15 protein-coding genes are annotated in these 19,148 nt (G+C 43.8%); 5 read left to right on the top strand and 10 right to left on the bottom strand.

From position 1 onward, the window contains the following. Positions 1 to 425 precede the first annotated feature (425 nt). Positions 426 to 935 carry a hypothetical protein gene (locus RH96_RS01625; RefSeq protein ID WP_010196484.1) on the top strand — a complete coding sequence of 170 codons (510 nt, stop codon included), beginning with the start codon at positions 426 to 428 and terminating at the stop codon, positions 933 to 935. Positions 936 to 1,090: 155 nt separating this feature from the next. Further along, the gene (locus RH96_RS01630) at positions 1,091 to 2,584 is read left to right on the top strand and encodes an amidase (protein WP_010196488.1); all 1,494 of its coding nucleotides are present in this window, start codon (positions 1,091 to 1,093) and stop codon (positions 2,582 to 2,584) included. Positions 2,585 to 2,617: 33 nt separating this feature from the next. Here RH96_RS01630 and RH96_RS01635 read toward each other — a convergent pair whose 3' ends face one another. Continuing rightward, positions 2,618 to 3,520 (bottom strand): DODA-type extradiol aromatic ring-opening family dioxygenase, encoded by a 903-nt coding sequence (locus tag RH96_RS01635; protein WP_010196490.1) that lies wholly within the window; start codon positions 3,518 to 3,520, stop codon positions 2,618 to 2,620. Between the two features lie 292 nt (positions 3,521 to 3,812). After that, positions 3,813 to 4,301 carry a 23S rRNA (pseudouridine(1915)-N(3))-methyltransferase RlmH gene (gene rlmH, locus RH96_RS01640; protein WP_010196493.1) on the bottom strand — a complete coding sequence of 163 codons (489 nt, stop codon included), beginning with the start codon at positions 4,299 to 4,301 and terminating at the stop codon, positions 3,813 to 3,815. Positions 4,302 to 4,550: 249 nt separating this feature from the next. Between rlmH and RH96_RS01645 the strand changes: the two genes are divergently transcribed. Next, on the top strand, positions 4,551 to 4,997 hold the full coding sequence (locus RH96_RS01645; protein ID WP_010196496.1) for a DUF2147 domain-containing protein: 447 nt from the start codon (positions 4,551 to 4,553) through the stop codon (positions 4,995 to 4,997). 211 nt (positions 4,998 to 5,208) lie between these two features. Here RH96_RS01645 and RH96_RS01650 read toward each other — a convergent pair whose 3' ends face one another. The 6 genes from RH96_RS01650 to dapC form a co-directional block, all read right to left on the bottom strand. Continuing rightward, complete coding sequence (locus tag RH96_RS01650; protein ID WP_010196498.1) at positions 5,209 to 5,748, bottom strand: DUF421 domain-containing protein; 540 nt, start codon at positions 5,746 to 5,748, stop codon at positions 5,209 to 5,211. 315 nt (positions 5,749 to 6,063) lie between these two features. Next, the gene (locus RH96_RS01655) at positions 6,064 to 6,579 is read right to left on the bottom strand and encodes an ABZJ_00895 family protein (RefSeq protein WP_010196501.1); all 516 of its coding nucleotides are present in this window, start codon (positions 6,577 to 6,579) and stop codon (positions 6,064 to 6,066) included. Between the two features lie 43 nt (positions 6,580 to 6,622). Further along, complete coding sequence (locus RH96_RS01660) at positions 6,623 to 8,794, bottom strand: D-alanyl-D-alanine carboxypeptidase/D-alanyl-D-alanine-endopeptidase (RefSeq protein WP_227500929.1); 2,172 nt, start codon at positions 8,792 to 8,794, stop codon at positions 6,623 to 6,625. Between the two features lie 119 nt (positions 8,795 to 8,913). After that, positions 8,914 to 9,519, bottom strand: coding sequence for a 3'-5' exonuclease (locus RH96_RS01665; protein WP_010196511.1), 606 nt, complete (start codon positions 9,517 to 9,519; stop codon positions 8,914 to 8,916). Between the two features lie 85 nt (positions 9,520 to 9,604). Continuing rightward, complete coding sequence (locus tag RH96_RS01670) at positions 9,605 to 11,545, bottom strand: DUF294 nucleotidyltransferase-like domain-containing protein (RefSeq protein ID WP_010196514.1); 1,941 nt, start codon at positions 11,543 to 11,545, stop codon at positions 9,605 to 9,607. A gap of 135 nt (positions 11,546 to 11,680) precedes the next feature. Further along, a complete protein-coding gene (dapC, locus tag RH96_RS01675) occupies positions 11,681 to 12,892 on the bottom strand; it encodes a succinyldiaminopimelate transaminase (protein ID WP_010196517.1) in 1,212 nt (403 codons plus the stop codon). 256 nt (positions 12,893 to 13,148) lie between these two features. Here dapC and RH96_RS01680 point away from each other — a divergent pair, with 256 nt between their 5' ends. Continuing rightward, positions 13,149 to 13,820, top strand: a complete 672-nt coding sequence (locus tag RH96_RS01680) for a hypothetical protein (RefSeq protein ID WP_010196520.1) — start codon at positions 13,149 to 13,151, stop codon at positions 13,818 to 13,820. A gap of 168 nt (positions 13,821 to 13,988) precedes the next feature. Here the strand turns inward: RH96_RS01680 and glnD are convergent, their stop codons facing one another. Together glnD and map are read right to left on the bottom strand one after the other, a co-directional pair. Then, entirely contained in the window at positions 13,989 to 16,736 is a 2,748-nt protein-coding gene (gene glnD, locus RH96_RS01685; protein ID WP_010196523.1) for a [protein-PII] uridylyltransferase, read from the bottom strand. Positions 16,737 to 16,964: 228 nt separating this feature from the next. Next, positions 16,965 to 17,759, bottom strand: a complete 795-nt coding sequence (map, locus tag RH96_RS01690; protein ID WP_026037070.1) for a type I methionyl aminopeptidase — start codon at positions 17,757 to 17,759, stop codon at positions 16,965 to 16,967. Between the two features lie 296 nt (positions 17,760 to 18,055). Here map and RH96_RS01695 point away from each other — a divergent pair, with 296 nt between their 5' ends. Then, positions 18,056 to 19,132 carry an esterase/lipase family protein gene (locus RH96_RS01695; protein ID WP_010196527.1) on the top strand — a complete coding sequence of 359 codons (1,077 nt, stop codon included), beginning with the start codon at positions 18,056 to 18,058 and terminating at the stop codon, positions 19,130 to 19,132. Positions 19,133 to 19,148: the final 16 nt, after the last annotated feature.

Below are 19,148 nucleotides of genomic sequence, written 5' to 3' on the forward strand. Positions count from 1 at the left end.
AACGTTATGATTTAAGAATGAAGCTGTTCGCAGGACTGGTAAATCTTGAGCTTAATATCTGACTTTTGCAAGAGGTCTAGTATATTAAATCTACTGTGGAGTATCATTGACTACTTTGCGCTTTCATTAGAAAAGATAAAGATTATTTTTTTAATACTGTCAGTTGTATTCTTCTATGGCTGCTGGTTTTACTTCAAAAGTAAAGATAAACAAATAAGTGAAAAAACAAAGAGTACCGAAGCCGTGTTATTTCTTGGTCTGCTGATGACTGGTTTTTTGGTAGTCACCTTTGGTTATCTAAATATGTACATTATTGATTATAAGCTTAATGATGTGACTTCTTATTGTATATTTTATGCTAATTTACATATCTATTTTAAGTTGAAATCACAATAATTTTATATCTGATGCCTAAATGAGAAATCATGAGAAATATAATTTTTAGAGGGTTGGCTGTTTTGATTGGCTTGCCAATGATGTTACTAGGAGCTGTCTCACTGTTTGACCCAGAGGGTTTTGAGCTGATGTACTCTATAGGTTCTTTGGCTATTGGCATTATTTTAATTTGGTATGGTGTCGTTGGAAAAGTATTGCTGGTAGAAGACAGTTTCAGCGGCCATGGCGACTCTCATAAAATACCGACTCACAATCAAGTATTTATTGAAAAATTGTTGATATTTCTACTAATAACTATATTTACCATAAGAGTGATCATAGATATTATCGATGGCAGAGCGAGTTGGTTAGAAGTCACTTACTTATCTACAGCTGTATTTATAGTAATCGCCATAAGTGTGGCTAAAGTAATGAAAGTAGATTCCCTTGCAGAGGCTACCCTAGGGTATTGGTTAGTCCTCATTTTGAATTTTATTTTTACTATTATTATTTTGATTACAGCATTTCATAATATAGGTATTAGTGTATTTATTGATTAGGAAAGGTCAGCGAATTATTAAATTATATAGCTACAGTATGCATTCAGAGAAAATCACAATATTTTCTTTAATTACCAAGAAGTAGTAGGTTTGCACTGGCTACCTGTATTGTTTACGCGATACAATCAAGTAATCCATCCAGCAAGGACGCTACTATGTTTAAAGAATACACCCAATACGATGCCCTAGGTTTAGCCAAGCTCGTCAATTTAGGTGAGGTCAGTGCCAAAGAGCTATTAGACGCTGCGACTCATCAGGCCAACACACTGAATCCTAAGTTAAACGCCATCATTCATCGCTTTGATGAGCGTGCTTATGATGCCGCGCAAGCAGGATTGCCAGCAGGCGCATTTAATGGTGTGCCGTACTTACTCAAAGACCTATCATTTTACTTTGCTGACGAACCCATCACCATGGGCAGTCGTAGCGTGAATGTCGTGCCAGAAAACGATAGCGAAATCGTTAAACGTATGAAAGCAACGGGTGTCAATACCTTTGGTAAGACCAATACGCCAGAGTTTGGTTTAATCATCACCACTGAACCCAAAGCGCACGGTGCCACCCATAATCCATTCAAAAAGGGCTATAGCTCTGGTGGCTCATCGGGTGGTAGCGCGGCGGCGGTGGCGAGCGGTATCGTACCGATGGCAGGTGCTGGCGATGGTGGCGGTTCGATACGTTTTCCGGCAGCATGGTGTGGGGCGTTTGGACTCAAACCCAGTCGTGGACGTAACCCAATGGGCCCGTTATTTGGTGAAGGTTGGGAAGGCGCGGTCGCTGATCACGTGATTACCCGTAGTGTGCGTGATAGTGCTGCGATGCTCGATGCCACGAGTGGCGCTGAGATTGGCGCGCCTTATGTGATTGCGCCACCCGATGGGACATTTTTGCAAGCAGCGATGCGCGCCCCTCGGCAATTAACGATAGCTTTGCACCAGCAGCCATTAGTCGCCAATACAATAGTGGACAAAGAAGTACTGGCTGTACTAGAGCAGACGGCAAAGCAATTAGAAAGTATGGGTCATCGTGTGGTGCCTGCTGAGCCGAATATTAATATCGAACAATTTTGGCATGATTTTTTAGTGGTGGTTTGTACGCATACAGCCTTTACCATTGATAATATCGAACGCAAATTTGGTGCAGAACATATAAAGAACCTAGAGCCACAGACGTATAATATGGCGATGCTAGGACGCTCGCTTTCTGCCGTTGACTTGGCACACGCTAAGCATGGCTGGCATGATAGCCAATATCAAACGGGTCTATTATTAGAGACCTACGATATGATTCTGTGCCCGACCATACCGACGCCTGCGGTTAAGCATGGCGTGCTACCACCAAGTCGTATGGATGAAATGCTTATGCGTAGCGCAGGTCTACTAAATAAAGGCATTGATATGGGGAAATATGCCTTTAGCTCAGGCATGATCGAAAAGCTTAGTCAGCCGGTGCTGGGTAAAATGGCCTTTACCTTGCTGGGCAATGTCACTGGGCTGCCTGCCATGTCATTGCCCTTAGGCATGAGCAAAAAGGGTTTGCCGATTGGCATGCAGCTGATTGGACGTATGAATGACGAGGCGACGCTATTTAGTATTGCGGGCGAAATGGAGCGCGCTGGGTTGTTTACCAAGGCAGCTTTTGAGAAGTAGTTTTATTTTTGCTATCGCTTGATTGATGGTTGCTTAATCAAAGCGAAAGATATCCATTCCCAAGCTATGATGTGCCATGCTCTGATGCACGACGGAGACGCGTTGACCGGCTCCTAGGGCAAAAAACAGCGGTAGTAAATGCTCGTCGCTTGGGTGTATGTCGCGAAAGTTAGGATACTGCTGCCAGTCTAATGCCGCTGGGATGTCTGTTTTGAGCTGCTGTAGCAACCAGAGCTTAAAGTCTTGTGCGGTCTCATCTATACTCTCGGCTTCCCAGCGTAGGGCTTGTAGATTATGAGTGATATTGCCTGAGCCAACGACGAGTATTTGTTCCTCGCGCAGTTGCGTCAGTTGCGCGCCCAGCTGATAGCAGGCAGCACTGTCATAGTGCCGTGGCAACGATATTTGTACGATAGGCACATCGGCCTGCGGATAGAGATGTCTGAGCGGTGCCCAGACACCATGGTCGCTGACCCGCATCGGATTGACGCTACAGGTAATACCGCGTGCCGTTAACTGCTGCGCTAGCGATTCAGCGAGTGCCGGATGACCGGCAGCAGGATATTGTAGCTCATACAGTTCAGGTGCAAAACCTGAAAAGTCATGCCATGTCTTTGGTTGTGGGTTGCTGCTGATTTCTAGCTTCGCCGACTGCCAATGCGCCGACATAATAACGACGGCACGTGGCTTGGGTAGGTTTTGCCCGATACGAGCCAGTGCACTGGTCGTAGCCGATTGCTCAATCGCCAGCGTTGGAGCACCATGCGAGATAAATACCGCTGGTAGCTTGGCTAAGTTGGTCGCAGTTGACTGCCCAGCTTGGGCATTTGCCAAAGCTGCTGTGGTCGTAATGGGCGTATGCGTCTCTTGGTGAGGTTGCTCACGTCGCTGATGCGCATAAGGGGCGTTCGGTGTCGCTCGTTTTGGATATTTCATGTTCCGTTTATTAGGGCATGTGCTCGTTTTTCAATCGTTTTGATGAGGTATAACCAGTTCAAAATAAAAATGGTATGCTAAAAATAGCGTTCTGCTGGCATGAGTTTTCCTCGCTTGCTGTGCGCTTTGCCCTCCAGAGGTTTCGAAAAACTCATCGCAGCAGCACTGTATTATTTTTAAGCTGTATTCTTTTTAAATTGAATCGACTATATCTGTTTTAAGCAAACAGTCATTCGTTAACACATCTGCTCATGCTATTTTCAGTTACTATAATTTCGAGTAACTACGATTTTTAGTTGCCACGATGGTAGGGGTGGTTGTGATTGACACTCATCGCCCGATATAGTTGCTCCATCAAGACCACACGTACTAATGGGTGCGGCAACGTCAGCGCGGATAACGACCATTTCACATCGGCTTTTGCCAATACTTCTGGTGATACGCCGTCAGCGCCACCAATCACTAGGGCGATATCATCGCCTTGCTGCATGGCATCGGCCAATTTATCTGCCAACCCTTCTGTCGAGAGCATTTTTCCTTTGACATCCAATACCCATAATTGCTCACGTCCCGCTGCATTGTGAGCGGCCAATATCGCCTGACCTTCTTGCTCGCGATACTGAGCAAGATTGGCATCCGAAGGGTTTTTGGCACGTTTGGCGGCAGCAAGTTCAACAATTTCTGTACTGAGCATCGGTTGGATACGTTTGAAATATTCATCAAAGCCAGTCTGTACCCAGCTCGGCATCTTGTTACCAACGGTCAAAATTCTTACTTTCATAATACTTACCCTGTCAATACGTGAGAAAATGTAACAAAAAATTTTTAAGGTTAAGTTGCCGTAACAAAGACCTCTTTTACAAAGCTTTTTTTTATGCTTTACTAGCATTCGACAAACAGTTGTTCTTTAGTTCGCAATCATCTTGAGAAGTGATGAGCAATTGTACAATGTCTTTATGCAATACTTTCAGGTTATTTTTTGATCTACCATAAGTTCAATTGAAAGTTTTTTTAACGAAAGGAGTCGTTCATGAATCGTACTATATCTAGTGCACTTACCCTTACTGCTGGTGCTCTGCTGTCTACCTCTGTATTTGCTGCCTCTTTAAACGGCACACAATGGCAAACCATTGATGATAAAACTGGTGAAAAAAAGGCCATCATTCAGCTGAATGAAAGCAACGGTAAAGTCTCAGGAAAAATCATCAAAGTACTCAATAAGGAAGAGGCTAAAGCTGTTTGTACCAAATGTCCTGGCAGCCTTAAAAACAAGCCAATCGAAGGTCTACAGATTTTATCGGGCTTAAAGGCTGACGGTAATAATAAATGGAGCGATGGTAAGTTAGTAGACCCTGAGTCCGGCAAGACGTACTCTGGCAAACTCACGTTAAGTGACAATGGTCAAAGCCTAGATCTACGAGGTTATGTCGGTTCGCCACTCTTTGGTCGTTCGCAAACGTGGCAACGCATCAAATAACGTGTGTAATGCCTGTTGGATAGACTATTGACCAATGCTGTCATTTCAGCAAGCTTGCCATTGAAGCAAGCGTATCATTGAGATATAAATTAACCAGAAAGGATAGCCGATTAGATTGGCTATCCTTTTTTATGTCTGTTTGTTCAACAGACCCTAACCAATTGCTATTACTCTCTAATGACATTATACAAGTGACATTACATAAGTGACATTACATAAGTGAAGCAATGGTTTGCGAGACTTTGTCTTCTGTATTTTGGCTATCAGCATTATTGCTTGGTTTTGGAATAATGGTCAGCTTAGCATCAGATTCAAAGACAATGGCTTCAATATCATCGAAACTGTTCATGCCTTCAGAGCGCATGGCACACTCGATTTCTTGACGAGTCAAGCGCTCAGCATTCATGGCATCTGGCAAAAACTGCCCTTGATAAAAGACAATACGCGGCTCAGATAAAATAAAATTGCTAAATTGCGGTGAGATGGAAGCGTATTTGGTGACCAAAAATTGTAGTAGGTATAGCACCAAGATAGACGCCACGCCTTCGATAAAAGGGATGTCTTTGAGCAAAATAGTGCTAGCACCCAATGAGCCGATCATTACGGTGACGATCCAATCAAAGTTATTGAGCTGTGATGTGGAGCGCTTACCCGAGATTTTGGTGGTCAGCACGACTAAGACGTAAACCATGACGGTCGTTAAGACGATGCGTCCAAGCTTGTCTATACTGTCAAAAAATAGCATGTCCATAATATTGACTCCTATCAATAGCACAAAGTAATTCAATGTTTAAAGGTCAGGGCGCGTTCTCAATCTGAGCAAAAGCGACTAAATGAGTTAGAAATGGCTAAATCTTGCCAAACTGTGTCAAACAGCTGGTCAATATGACGATATTATCTGCGCTATTTTCCTTGTTTGGCTACAATTTATCTCATTTTTATCACCATTTTCAAAATGAGGACACGCCCAAGCTGCTAAATATCACACCAGCTAAAACCAGCGTAACGGAATTCACGCCCTAATGGTGAATAAACTTTGTAGTACGTTGTAGACAGCAGCGCGTGTTCACCCTGTTTTACGTTTGGGGTTAAGGAGATGATTCAGCGCCAAAATACTGATGCGGGCACTGATAAAAGTCAGTACCAATATCATGACTAAGGCAGAAATGAGCGGGAGAGGTTGTTGCATAGCCATCTCAATCAATACTTCACGATTTACTGCATCAAACAAAAAGAACCATATGCCTAAGAAGTAAATAGCAGTGAGTAACCAAACTACTGCGACGCCGCCAAACATTAAGCGATTGATTTCACTTTTACTAAGGGCACGCTGTTGATGCTTAATAAATTTACTGACCGCAATATAAGCACCAATAATGATAGAGAGCACAGTCACCAGTTGCGAATTCAGAGCAAGTTTGGTTTGAATCATCATAAATATTGCGCTGGCAAGAATATAGCCCACCGCAAAAAATCCCACATATTGTGCCAGTTGAAATTGAGCTGATTCATGGTTTTTCGGTAGCACACTGCGGTCTGAATGAGTCTTGGGTTTATTGAGATTGGTTGTCTTGCGTGACATGAGCGACCCTTTATAAAGGTGAAAAATAGGATGTTAAAAACACTTAATGCTGCGCTGTCCAATCAAGCATCGCATCTAACACGGGTCTAGCCGTATAAGCGTTTAATGCTTGCTCACTATTAATGAGTCCAACAACGACATAATCTTGTCCCGACAACCCTTTGACATAGCCTGCCATTGAGGTGACATTATTTAGAGTGCCCGTTTTTATCCATGCGCGCCCTGTGGCGGCTGAATCGGGTAAGCGTGCGCCATGAGCAGCAATGGTACCACTGACTCCAGCGATGCCTAACGAATTGACATAAGCATCGAAGCTTGGATGGCTATAAGCGTAAGTTAATAGCTCGCTTAAGTTGGCAGCCGTTATCGTACAATCACGGCAGAGTCCTGAGCCATTGGTTAGATACGGTGCTGGGGTGTTCAGATGGCTCTGCCACCACTGATTTATCGTTTGTAAGGCCGCAGGATAGTCCGTAACAGCAGGTTTGCCAAACTGATATAAGCTGGTTGTCTGCTTATTTATGGGTTTATTATTTGTGGCTTTATTATTTGCAGCATTGACATTGCTTGGTGTATCGCTATTTGTACTAGTTATATCGTCTTCTGCGTTGCTTTTAATATCAATGGCTTCAACGTCAATTGCTTCAGCGCTATTTGCTTCAATGCTATTTGCTTTGGTTTTATTTTTCACCATAGTGGATTGGCTATAAGCGCCAATCGATAGCGCCACTTGCTCAGTCATGACATTGTTTGAGAAGTGATTGATATCATAAATCTGCTTAGTCAAATTCAAGGACGGATAGCTGGCAATGGGCAGCGGGGACATAGACAGTCCTGACAAACCATGCGTGGGTTTAGTACTTTTTGCTGTAGTGTAAGGCGTTTCTTGGGTGATGACATCGCCACTTAAGGTATTGCCTAGCTCTTGCCATTTTGCGGCGACAACACGTGCCGCAAAATCTTTGGCATCAGGATAAGCGACATAAAAAGCGTGCTCTTGGCAGCTATTGGGCAAACCAGTATTTAACACAAGCTTTTTCGTTTGCCACTGCGGTGCGAGACTATAACGCGCTTGTCCACAAGCAGCTGAGCGCGTATCTATTATGCTGGGCAAATCATAATTTGCTAATTGCGGTGTATAAGTCAGGCTTGCTTGGTCATCGTTTAACGGATAGCTTTTGATGCCAATGGTACTGAAATTTACCAAAAAACCATCGGGACTGGCGTTGTAAGGACGCAGAGGTGAGTTATCAAAGGCGGCAGGATCTTTAGTGACATTTTTGAAGACGGCACTGTCGACAATAATATCACCCTCGATATGATGAATACCCGACGATTTTACTTTATAGAGAAGCTGTTTTAAACGCTCGTGGGTCATTTTTGGGTCACCACTGCCTTGAATAATCAGATCACCATGTAAGCGGTCACCGATGACGAGGCCTGTATGATAGACACGGGTATGCCAGACAAAATCAGCGCCTAGGGTGTCTAAAGCAATAAAGCTGGGAACGAGCTTCATGGTGCTGGCAGGCGTGCGAGCGATATCGGATTGGTGATTCAGTATTGGTGAAAATGAAATCTTTATGGATGCAGCATCAGTATTAACATTACTGGTTTTATCGCTATTTTCTGTAATATTGGCATTACTACCATCGTTGTTAATGATGGTTGTTTTTGCCTTATCGCCCAATATCGTTGGGATACTTTCTAAGCTTTGATAAGTGTAAGGATCATCGGTGTAAGCATGCAATTTTTGCTCATGTCTTTCAATGGTTCGCCGCTCAATGGTAACCAATGTACTCTGTTGGAGCAGGTGGCTTTTCTCATTGAGTTTGTCATTATTATTTTGCGTTGCTGTCTGAGCGTTACCCTTTATATCAGCATTTACGTTAGCGGTTTGTTTTGGTTGAGAAACCCTTTTAGAGGAGCTGTCCGAGCTGCTATCGATTACCTGAATCGGAGCGGGCAGGTGACTGGCGTTTTTATCACCAACTGGTGTGATGATGATACTAATATCAGCTTCTGTTAAGTCAGCTCGTGATAATGCCGCTTGAATAGCTTTGGGCAATGCTGCTTGCGCATACAGCGGTGCTGCCACTAATGTCAGCGCAACCAACCATTTATGAGTCTGATTAAACGATCGCAAATGACTAAAAATAGGCGATAATTTGGCGGTAAGCACGGAGGAATGATAGAGTCTAGAAGTAGGTCGCATGAGCATCTTTTATTCGGTAGCAAAAGCCGCCTATACTAACATGAGTTACTGTTTTCGCGTAGATGGCAGGCGTAGATGAAAACCTGTTTTTATCTGAATTTTCAAAATACGAACGCACGCTAGCGTACATGTAAAAATGCCATGGCGGTCATGATCGCATCGTTATAAGCATCGTGAGCGCCCAGATCAGGGATATTATAGTGCGCTAAGATATTGCGCAGCTGTTGTGATTGGTTGGGGACACCCTGAGTGCGATCACCCATGCGCCGACTGTACAAATGGCGCAAATCGATGACTTCGTTGGGTAGTGCCGTGCCCATATAGCGTTTGACTAAAGGGTTTAAAAACGCTGTGTCTAAACTCGTACAAAATCCCACAATCGGTCGATTGCCTATAAATGGCAGCAATCGCGCCAGCATCTCATCGTAGCTCATGCCATGCTCAACGTCGGCAGTACGTAGACCGTGAATCACAATGGTGTCACGGTCTGGCATCACTGGAGGCTTGCATATGATATGCATGCCATTACCGGTGTCAATCGTATTGCCATTGATATGAATCGCGGCGACAGACAATAAATGGTGCTTTTTTGGATTGAGTCCTGTCATTTCGCAGTCAATCGCTACCCACTGCTTAGCCAAAGGTCTGGTAAACATCGATGCCAATTCTGGACGCTGTAGCTGTTTTTTTTGCCAAGCGCAGGATAACTGTGTTAGCCAACTCATATTTGTCGCTCATCCATTGATGCGAGTTCTATACTTATACGATTTTCATGCTTATACGATTGTCATGCTTATACGATTGTCATGCTTATGCAATTTCTAATTGATAATGCTGACATAGCTGGTTTTTAAAGCTTTTGACGACAGCCAAACACTCTTTTAATAAGTCACGCTCAAGCGCGGTCAAGGTCATTGGTTTTACTTGCCGTGCATGCTTATCTTCAGTGGAAAGCGCAACGGATAGTCGCTGTGCCATAAAAAATTCCAAGGCTTCTAGTAAAGTATCCGCTCGCTCTTGGGTCAAGGCGCGCGTTTGTACCAAAGCTTTCAGACGGTTTTTACTACTGGGCAGCTCTAAGATATCGTTTTCTAATGCCAAGGTACGAATGCCATGAACCAGTGGAAAGATACCGGCTTTTTTTAGATCAATGTCTTCGGACACGGATTTGCCACCGAGCAAAGGCACGAACTTTTGCCACCACTGATTGACATCACCGAATTGTAGCGCGGCTCGTGCGAACTGACGTACAAACATAGGGTCTGACTGCCTGTGGGCGACCTTTAAATGTTGACGCACCTGAGTCAATAATGACTCATCTCCGCAGACGTATTCGCCATCCAGTATGGCGGACAAATAAATACCATGCATAGGATCAGTGTTTTTAAACCATAAACCAATCTGGGCATTAAACTGTTTTAGCGGCTGTCGCCACATCGGGTTGGTCATCATGATATTGCCATCGCACAGCGGATAACCGAGGTCTGCTAAATGGTGATTAAAAGTATCCGCAAATTGCGCCAGATCAGGATGAGTATAGCCGTCACGTAAGATGAGCGCATTGTCTTGGTCGGTACGCATGATTTGCTCACCGCGACCTTCTGACCCCATCACGATTAAGCAGGTATTTTTCATGACTTCAGCAGGCACGATGAGTTGCCAAAGCTTGGTAAATACTTGTGCATTCAAGGTCTGTACCATACGGCTGATATTACCGATTTTGACGCCGTTTTGATGTTGTGCGCGAATGTAACGACCGATAAGCTCGACGGCGGTATCTAAGCTCGTTAAGTCTTTTGCTTGCTCGATTTGGATACTAATGAGCTGTGAATGATGACCAATATGCGCAAGCATATCGCTTTGTCCGAGTATACCGACGACATCCCCATTTCGATCAATCACTGGTAGCCGATGGATGCGATAGCGGGTCATGGTCAATAGGGCATCACCAATCTCATCACTGGCTTTGATGGTACGCAGGTTAAAGTTAGCATAGCGCTGGCATGTAGTCGTGGCAGGGTTTTGCTGGTTGCTCACGGCGCGGCAAATATCGGTGTCGGTTAAAATACCTAACAGATTACCTGTACCATGTCGCGTTTCTTTCCTATGCTCTAGATGGTTCAATGGACGTACTAGTACATGTTTTAGCCCCGCTTTCGTCATGATAGAAGCGGCTTCGTATAAGCTGTTATTGGCATCGACGATATGGACTGGCAATAGATTGACGTCAATGACAGGCTGCAACATGATCTGTTGCACTTCTTGTTGGTCATTGTAGCTGGCAGGGTCTATGGTTTTATTGTGACGGCGTTGCTGTAACGCTTTTAGCCGTTCAGGCAGCTTATCTGATAGCATTTGACGGACTAGGTGGTTTTGGGCGCTGATTTTATCGACGGCGCTACCAGCGACTTGGAGCAACAATGTATCCTCGACTGCTCGAAACTGATAGGTCTGTGATGCTCCAGTATTAGGGCTGTTCTCAGTCAATGGTTCAGGCAGACGACGGCTATCGAACCAGTCGTTATTATTGAGCTGGTCGGAATGATCACTACCCAAATAAGAGGCCACAAACTCACCGTCAAGCAATTGCTCAATCTGTCCTTTGATGACGACATACAGATACTGCAATTCTTCGGCAGTTAGATGCTCATTTTTGGCAAGATAGCGAATTTGAGTGTTTTTTCTAATGCTTTGGCGTTCAGCCAGACTCAGTACATCAAAGGGCGGCTGGGTAAAATCAAGATGGGGCATGGCATCATCCTTGATGGCATATTTGATAAAAGCCACTTTACTATAGCATTATTAAAGTAAAAAACCTCTAATAACCACAGTTAAATTGTGGTTATTAGAGGTTAATGTCTCGCTTAATACTTTTAAATATACTGCCTACGCACCCAGTAGTTTACGAATACGGCTGATCGCTTCACGGCTCTCATCGACACTAGCGACAAGCGCAATGCGCACATAACCTTGCCCAGGATTTTTGCCATTGACTTCACGTGACAGGTAACGCCCAGCCAGTGCATGGATATTGGCCTGCTCGTATAAGGCTTTGACAAATAATTCATCACCATCGAATTGTTTAGGCGCTTTGATCCAAAAGTAAAATCCAGCTTCTGGCATCCGCAACTCTAGTAGCTCACCAAGCTCAGACATCCATAAGGCAAACTTTTCTTGATACAGCGCACGATTGTGCTCAACATGCTTTTCATCCTGCCAAGCCGCGATAGAGGCAAGCTGATGGGGTATTGGCATTGCGCAGCCTTGATAAGTACGATATTGCAAATAAGCCTGCAAGATTTTGGCATCGCCTGCCACAAATCCAGAGCGTAAACCCGGTAAGTTTGAACGCTTGGATAACGAGTGGAATACCACGCAGTTTTTAAAGTCATGGCGTCCAAAAGCAGCGCAGGCTTGCAATAGACCAATCGGCACCGTATCAAAATATAGCTCGCTATAGCATTCGTCACTAGCAATAATAAAGTCGTATTGATCTGATAGGCGAATGAGATATTCCCAATCATCCATTGTCATGACCGAACCTGTTGGATTATTCGGACTACAAACGAATAGTAACTGCGTGCGCATCCATACTTCTTTTGGTACCGCGCGATAGTCGCCTTTAAAATCATCGTCTAGTGTACAAGGCACAAAGTAGGGCGTTGCTTGTGCCAGTATCGCCGCACCTTCGTATATTTGATAAAACGGATTGGGCATGACCACGGTAGGAGATAGACTGCTCTCCGGATTCGCTACATCATGATCAACAACCGCTTGTACAAAACTAAAAATCGCCTCGCGCGTGCCCATGACTGGCAATACTTCCGTGTTGGCATCGACATGATTTAAGAAAAATCGCTTTTCTAGCCAATGGGCGATGGTTTGACGTAGCTCAAAAGTACCATTAGTGGTGGGATAACGGCTTATTTTGTCCAAGTTTTCACGTAATACGTCCAGTACAAATTCAGGTGGTTCATGTTTTGGTTCACCAATGCCGAGCTTGATTGCACTGTGGTTATGGGCTGGCGTGCTATCAGCAAGTAACGTTGCCATTTTAGCGAAAGGGTAAGGATGCAGAGAGGTTAAGTTGTGATTCATAAGTAGGGTAACTATAATAGACAATTAATAATAAAGTTATAAAGAAAATTTACATTCAAGCAGTGTAGCACTTCTCTTATTTTTTGTCTTTTGCTTATCTTGGCTAATTTATCTCCTCTCGAATAGAGGCTCACAGCAAAATTGTGACGTGATAAGTAAATCTAAGGCATTGGCATAAGTTTGGTACTTTATAACTGATAATAATATAAAAGTGACTGTCAGCGGTAACGACAGATTATGGTAAGGATAATTTGACATGGCTAGTGTCTCAAAAACTGATGATCTCAATGCCAAAAATATCCAGAATAAAAATTTGGGTAACAGTACGCCGCGCGCAGAGTTATACAAACAATTGAAACAGCGTGAGAATCATTGGTGGCAGGCGCGCCATCATTTGATTCGCCTGCAAGAGCGGCAGATGTTTTGGTTCGGTGACAACAGCTTTATGATGTGGCTACTGTGGCAGTTGGTCAGCTATGTGGTCGTGGCTACGGTACTTATGTTACTTAGTAGGCTATTTAGCATATCGCTACCTTTGTGGCAGTATGTCGCTTTATTTGTGCTACAAACGCTGATTTTCATCATTATGCTGGCTTTCAAAGGTCGATTGGCCAACAACTTGCAACGCCGAATTAATGAACAGGAAGTACTGCGGGAAGAGGCGCTAAACGAGATGATTATCTTGGCAGATGACAGTCTCTATCTCGATGTTCATGCCAAAGCGCCTATTTCCTTGCAAGCGCTTTATGAGCATTATGATGCCAAGTTCCATCTTTCAAGCTTGCAGTGCTTGCTAAAAAAAGAGGTCGATGCTGGACGATTACTGTTAGGTGAACAACAGGTAGAGGCAAATATCCTGCCACCAGATTTGGCTGATGACGAGCTCAACGCTCATGCCAGCGAGATGATCTATAGAAGTATCCTATAAACTCTGATAACTTTTTATTATGAAAGTGAGATCTTTACTGTATAAAAAATAGATTGATGCTAAATGGCATGACTTGCTTATCTAGCACCAATCTACTTTTTACGTTAAAGCGCCAATCCCAATCCACGATATTCGTTACTCGTTAAACTTCTTAATAGACCACACTGCTTAAGTTGCAGCACTATTGCTATGTAAGCTCAGACTCGTTGTCAATGCCGTTTTTAACGTTTCTAACTTGGCGGCAGACAAAGGCTCGTCATTTTGATCGCTAATATAAAACATATCCTCTGCACGCTCGCCCAGTGTGGTAATGCGAGCCGCATGTACCTCAATTTTCTCCTGCAAGAATACTTGTCCCACCCGTGCCAGTAGCCCTGGCTGATCGAGGGTTTCTAAGCTCATAATGTGCTGACCTGATGCTTCATTAAACTCAAAATTAATCACCGTTGTCACCTTGAAATGTCTGAGCTGACGCGGCATTCGTTTATTCGTAAGTTTCAGTACGGTGGGGTCTTTAAAGGCATTGATTAAGCGCTGCTTAAGCTCTTGCTGACTGTCTTCATCGACCAATAATGTGCCACTAGGATCTAGCAGTACATAAGAATCCAACGCAAAATCACGAGTGGCAGTGATGATGCGTGCGTCTAAAACATCTAGATTCATTTGATCAAATACTGCCATAGTGACGGCAAATAAGTTTGTCTGATCTTGGGTATAAACGAAGACCTGTATAGCATCCAGTGCCAGCTCACGATGCTCTCGCAGTACCACCAGCGGCGGACTATCAGCATTAGAAGCAAGCCCAATCGGTGGATGGTTCAAAATGGCTTCGGTATGCCATAAAATATCCTCTGCAATCTCACGCAAAAAATACTCATCACCCAAATCATCCCATAGACGCAATACTTCATCGCGATTCATATGCTGATTATTGACATTGTCTAGCATCGCTAGCGCTAGCGCACGTGTTGCACTGATCATATCTTGGCGATTGGTAGGCGCATCGATATCAGCGCGCAAAATGCGCCGCGTCTGAGAGTATAACTGTTTCATAAGCGTCGCCCGCCAGCTATTCCAAAGCTGTGGGTTGGTTGCGTTCATATCAGCAACCGTCAGTACATACAGGTGATTCAGATGAGTCACGTTACCAATAAGATCTGCGAAAAGTGTCACCACTTCTGGATCTGAAATGTCTTTTTTCTGCGCGGTAATCGACATCAAGAGGTGATAGCGGGTCAGCCAGCCGACCAAGTTAGCATCCGCCAAGCTCATGCCGTGCGATAGGCAAAACTCAGTCGATTCAGTCTGACCAAGCTCACTATGATCGCCGCCGCGCCCTTTCGCAATATCATGGAACATCGCTGCCAGCACTAAAATTTCTTTGCGTTCGATGCGCTGAAAGATAGCGCTAACCAGCGGAAACTCTTCAGAAAACATGGGATCAGTAAAGCGGTGCAAAATTCGAATCAAAAATAAAGTATGCGCGTCCACCGTATAGCGATGGAACAAATCATATTGCATCAGACCAGTGACTTGAGCAAAAGAAGGAATATAATTGCCTAATACGCCATAGCGATTCATGGTACGCAAACGATGAAACAGATAGTTTTGCTCTTTTAAATTAGATAAAAACAAAGCTTTGTGAGCAGGATTGTCTCTATATACTTGATCGATGCCTCTTGCCGCGATTTTCAGCGCGCGTAGTGTATGGGTGCGTACCTTGTCGATGCCGTGCTGACCCATTAATAAGAACATCTCTAAAATAGAATCAGGATGCTGAGCGAAAACCCGATGGTGTGCTATAGCAATATGATCACCGACACGGTTAAATCTCGCATTAATCGGCTGCTTTTTTGGGCGCTCATCATCAGGTAGATTGGGCTCTATGATTGTCTCATAATAGTGGTTGGTCAGCATTTCAGACAGCGTTGATATCTGCATGGCGCAGCGATAGTAATCACGCATGAAACGTTCAACGGCAGCATTTGGCTGATCATCTGGTTGGCTCTCATACCCCATCAACTGAGCAATCTCACGCTGATAGTCAAACAATAGCCTGTTTTCGTTACGGCCGGTCAATACATGTAGGTAATGACGTATCTGCCATAAATAGCCTTCTGCAAAATTTAGCTCATCAAACTCTTTTTCAGTCAAAAAGTTTTGTTGTACCAAGTCATAGAGCTTACCCACTCGAAAGTAGCGTTTGGTGACCCAGCCGATGATATGAATGTCACGTAGACCACCAGGTGCCGTTTTGATATTTGGCTCAAGGTTATACTCTGTGGCATTGTGCTGTAGGTAACGAGTTTTGGACTCTTCCATTTTTACATCAAAAAAGGCGCGAGGAGACCACTGCTTATTAACTATTTGAATGGGCATATCTCGCAGTGTTTCATTGCCGATTAACAATCGAGCTTCTAGCTGAGCACTGGCTATCGTATGGTCAAGCGCCGCTTCTAACGCATCATTGATGCTGCGTACAGATAGGGCAGGCTCCAGCCCTATATCCCATAGTAAGGCGACCAATTTATCTATCTTGCTACTGGCATCAGCACCTATCTCATCTGGAGATAACAGCAGAATATCAATATCTGAATATAGCGACAGCTCACCACGTCCATACCCACCGGTCGCGAACAATGCCAAATCAGTTTTATCCAGCTCAAACCACTTAAACAAAGCGATCAGCAGGCTATCGATAGCGCATGCACGTACTTCAACCAGTTGACGAATATTGGTACCGCGCTCTAGTAACCGGCTGATATCCTCATTGATTTGTGCCAGCCATCCAGGAATTCCAAGCAAAGATTTTTCTGTAGCATTTCCAGCTGGCAACAGCGATTTATCTGTCGCTGTATCATTTGATAGTAGCGGTAGGGGCGTCAGATCAATAGAGGCGACATCACAATTAAACATGAGTGTTATCCAATTAAGAGTTTAAAAATAAAACGTTTGAGCTAAAAGCTTCAGATAACCAGCGTTCTGATAGCTGATGAAAATCACAAATAGAACGTACTAATATAAATGTACCAATATAAATTATTAAGTCATCAGAGTATAAAGATAAAAAGCTAGTAAGCACAATACTCAATATGACCTAATTGTTGGCCAAAAAAAAGACCGCCTAGGCGATCTTTTTTGATACTACTGAGTTAAAAAGCTTAAGTCTTCTTCGGGACGAGTGGTAAACACTTCACAGCCGTTATCGGTCACGACCATCGTATGCTCCCATTGTGCTGATAGCTTACGGTCTTTGGTGATTGCCGTCCATTCATCAGGCAAAATCTTAGTCTGCCACGTGCCCTGATTAATCATCGGCTCAATGGTAAAAGTCATACCAGTCTTTAATTCAAAACCAGTACCTTTTTTACCGTAGTGCATTACCTGTGGTTCATGGTGGAACTCATTACTGATACCATGACCACAGAACTCGCGCACGATACTAAAGCGCTCAGGCTCGACCACTGCTTGAATCGCAGCACCAACATCGCCTAAACGCACACCGTTTTTGACAACACTCATGCCAGCATATAGGGCATCTTGTGCTACTTTGCAGATACGCTGCGCCATGATAGAACCATTGCCAATGATCCACATTTTTGAGGTATCGCCATAGTAGCCATCTTTGATGACCGTCACATCAATATTGATGATGTCGCCATCTTTTAACAGCTTGTTTTCAGTTGGGATACCGTGACAGACCACATGGTTAATTGACGTACAAATGGATTTTGGAAAGCCATTATAGTTAAGCGGCGCGGGAATGGCCTGCTGTACATTAACGATATAGTCATGAGCGATTTGGTTAAGTGCTTCGGTACTGATGCCCACTTTGACATGCTCATCAAGCATCACAAGGACATCACTAGCGAGTTTACCTGCCACACGCATTTTTTCTATGGCTTCTGGGGACTGGATAAGAGATTTTTTAATCATCATCATCTATCTTATAATTATGGGTTTAATGTGAGTAGATTATACCATAAATGGGTTGATGACAGTTTTACGTTAAGTGATAGCTAACCTATCATTGTGATTGATAATAATTGCTTTACAGCCAAATCAGGGCGGTTATGACTGTTCAGTCACGGTAATATATTCATATTTTGACAAATTAGTTGAATGTTACAGAATATATAAGTAATGTAATTCTGTCTGCTAAAGGGATTAGCAGCAATCTTTACTCCTTTTGGGAGGTAAAGATAACCAAAATTATTGATGACAAGGATGTTGTTATGACTCTAAAGACCTCTTTTGCTGCAGCTGTCACGCCCAGCGCATTTTTACCTTCACTCGGTGCTATCGCTGCCGGCATCCTCCTGATGACCTTGCAAACCACATCTGCTCAAGCAGCTGGACAGTATTATAACTGTGCTAATGCCAACGGTTGCAAGCTGGTTGATAGTAAATACTTCACCTCGAGTTACACTAAAACTCAGTATCCGGTCGTCATGGCTCATGGACTTGGTGGCTTCACTACGATGTTTGGGCTCGTTGATTACTTTAATGGAATACCTGGAGAGTTGATGAAAGGTGGCTCAGAGGTATATACCACCAAAACATCAGCCGTCAATAACAGTGAGATTCGTGGAGAGCAGCTGCTACAACAGGTCAAGACCATCACTGCCATTTCAGGCAAATCTAAAGTCAATCTATTTGGGCACAGTCAAGGCGGTATAGACATCCGTTATGTCGCTGGTGTTGCGCCAAAATATGTGGCGTCAGTGACAGCAGTATCAAGTCCAGAGCAAGGGTCAAAAACGGCAGATTTTGTCAAAAATACGCTTGAGCCAAATAACAATACTGGAAGCCCGTCAAACATCACTACAGAGTTAGTATCAGGGCTGTTTAATTTGATTGGTGGCTTTACAGATATCGGCTCTGGTATCAGCTTCTCAGAGATTCAAGAACAAGATGGCTGGCAAACATTGATGGCGCTATCGACCGATGGTGCTGCCCAATTTAACGCTAAATTCCCTGCTGCCATGCCAACCAGTTATTGTGGTCAGCCGACCAGCACTGCTGCCAATGGCATCAAATACTATTCATTTAGTGGTGTTGGACAAATAACGAGCGTACTTGATCCTAGTGATTATATATTGGCAGTAACGGGTGTACCGTTTGCAGGCGAGTCTAATGATGGTTTGGTATCTGCCTGCTCAAGCCGTCTTGGTTATGTGATTCGTGATAATTATAGAATGAATCACTTAGATTCAGCCGATCAAGTGCTAAGTTTGACAGCATGGGGAGAGTCTGAGCCAAAATCTATTTATCGTACTCAGGTTAATCGTCTTAAAAATGCCAACCTTTAAGCTGACTTATAAGATA

The sequence above is a fragment of the Psychrobacter sp. PAMC 21119 genome (assembly GCF_000247495.1).
Taxonomy (GTDB): Bacteria; Pseudomonadota; Gammaproteobacteria; order Pseudomonadales; family Moraxellaceae; genus Psychrobacter; species Psychrobacter glaciei.

Excerpts from the sequence above, each read along its gene's own strand:
- RH96_RS01625 (WP_010196484.1), top strand. The coding sequence starts at position 426 with ATGAGAAATATAATTTTTAGAGGGTTGGCTGTTTTGATTGGCTTGCCA.
- RH96_RS01630 (WP_010196488.1), top strand. The coding sequence starts at position 1,091 with ATGTTTAAAGAATACACCCAATACGATGCCCTAGGTTTAGCCAAGCTC.
- RH96_RS01635 (WP_010196490.1), bottom strand. The coding sequence starts at position 3,520 with ATGAAATATCCAAAACGAGCGACACCGAACGCCCCTTATGCGCATCAG.
- rlmH (WP_010196493.1), bottom strand. The coding sequence starts at position 4,301 with ATGAAAGTAAGAATTTTGACCGTTGGTAACAAGATGCCGAGCTGGGTA.
- RH96_RS01645 (WP_010196496.1), top strand. The coding sequence starts at position 4,551 with ATGAATCGTACTATATCTAGTGCACTTACCCTTACTGCTGGTGCTCTG.
- RH96_RS01650 (WP_010196498.1), bottom strand. The coding sequence starts at position 5,748 with ATGGACATGCTATTTTTTGACAGTATAGACAAGCTTGGACGCATCGTC.
- RH96_RS01655 (WP_010196501.1), bottom strand. The coding sequence starts at position 6,579 with ATGTCACGCAAGACAACCAATCTCAATAAACCCAAGACTCATTCAGAC.
- RH96_RS01660 (WP_227500929.1), bottom strand. The coding sequence starts at position 8,794 with ATGCGACCTACTTCTAGACTCTATCATTCCTCCGTGCTTACCGCCAAA.
- RH96_RS01665 (WP_010196511.1), bottom strand. The coding sequence starts at position 9,519 with ATGAGTTGGCTAACACAGTTATCCTGCGCTTGGCAAAAAAAACAGCTA.
- RH96_RS01670 (WP_010196514.1), bottom strand. The coding sequence starts at position 11,545 with ATGCCCCATCTTGATTTTACCCAGCCGCCCTTTGATGTACTGAGTCTG.
- dapC (WP_010196517.1), bottom strand. The coding sequence starts at position 12,892 with ATGAATCACAACTTAACCTCTCTGCATCCTTACCCTTTCGCTAAAATG.
- RH96_RS01680 (WP_010196520.1), top strand. The coding sequence starts at position 13,149 with ATGGCTAGTGTCTCAAAAACTGATGATCTCAATGCCAAAAATATCCAG.
- glnD (WP_010196523.1), bottom strand. The coding sequence starts at position 16,736 with ATGTTTAATTGTGATGTCGCCTCTATTGATCTGACGCCCCTACCGCTA.
- map (WP_026037070.1), bottom strand. The coding sequence starts at position 17,759 with ATGATGATTAAAAAATCTCTTATCCAGTCCCCAGAAGCCATAGAAAAA.
- RH96_RS01695 (WP_010196527.1), top strand. The coding sequence starts at position 18,056 with ATGACTCTAAAGACCTCTTTTGCTGCAGCTGTCACGCCCAGCGCATTT.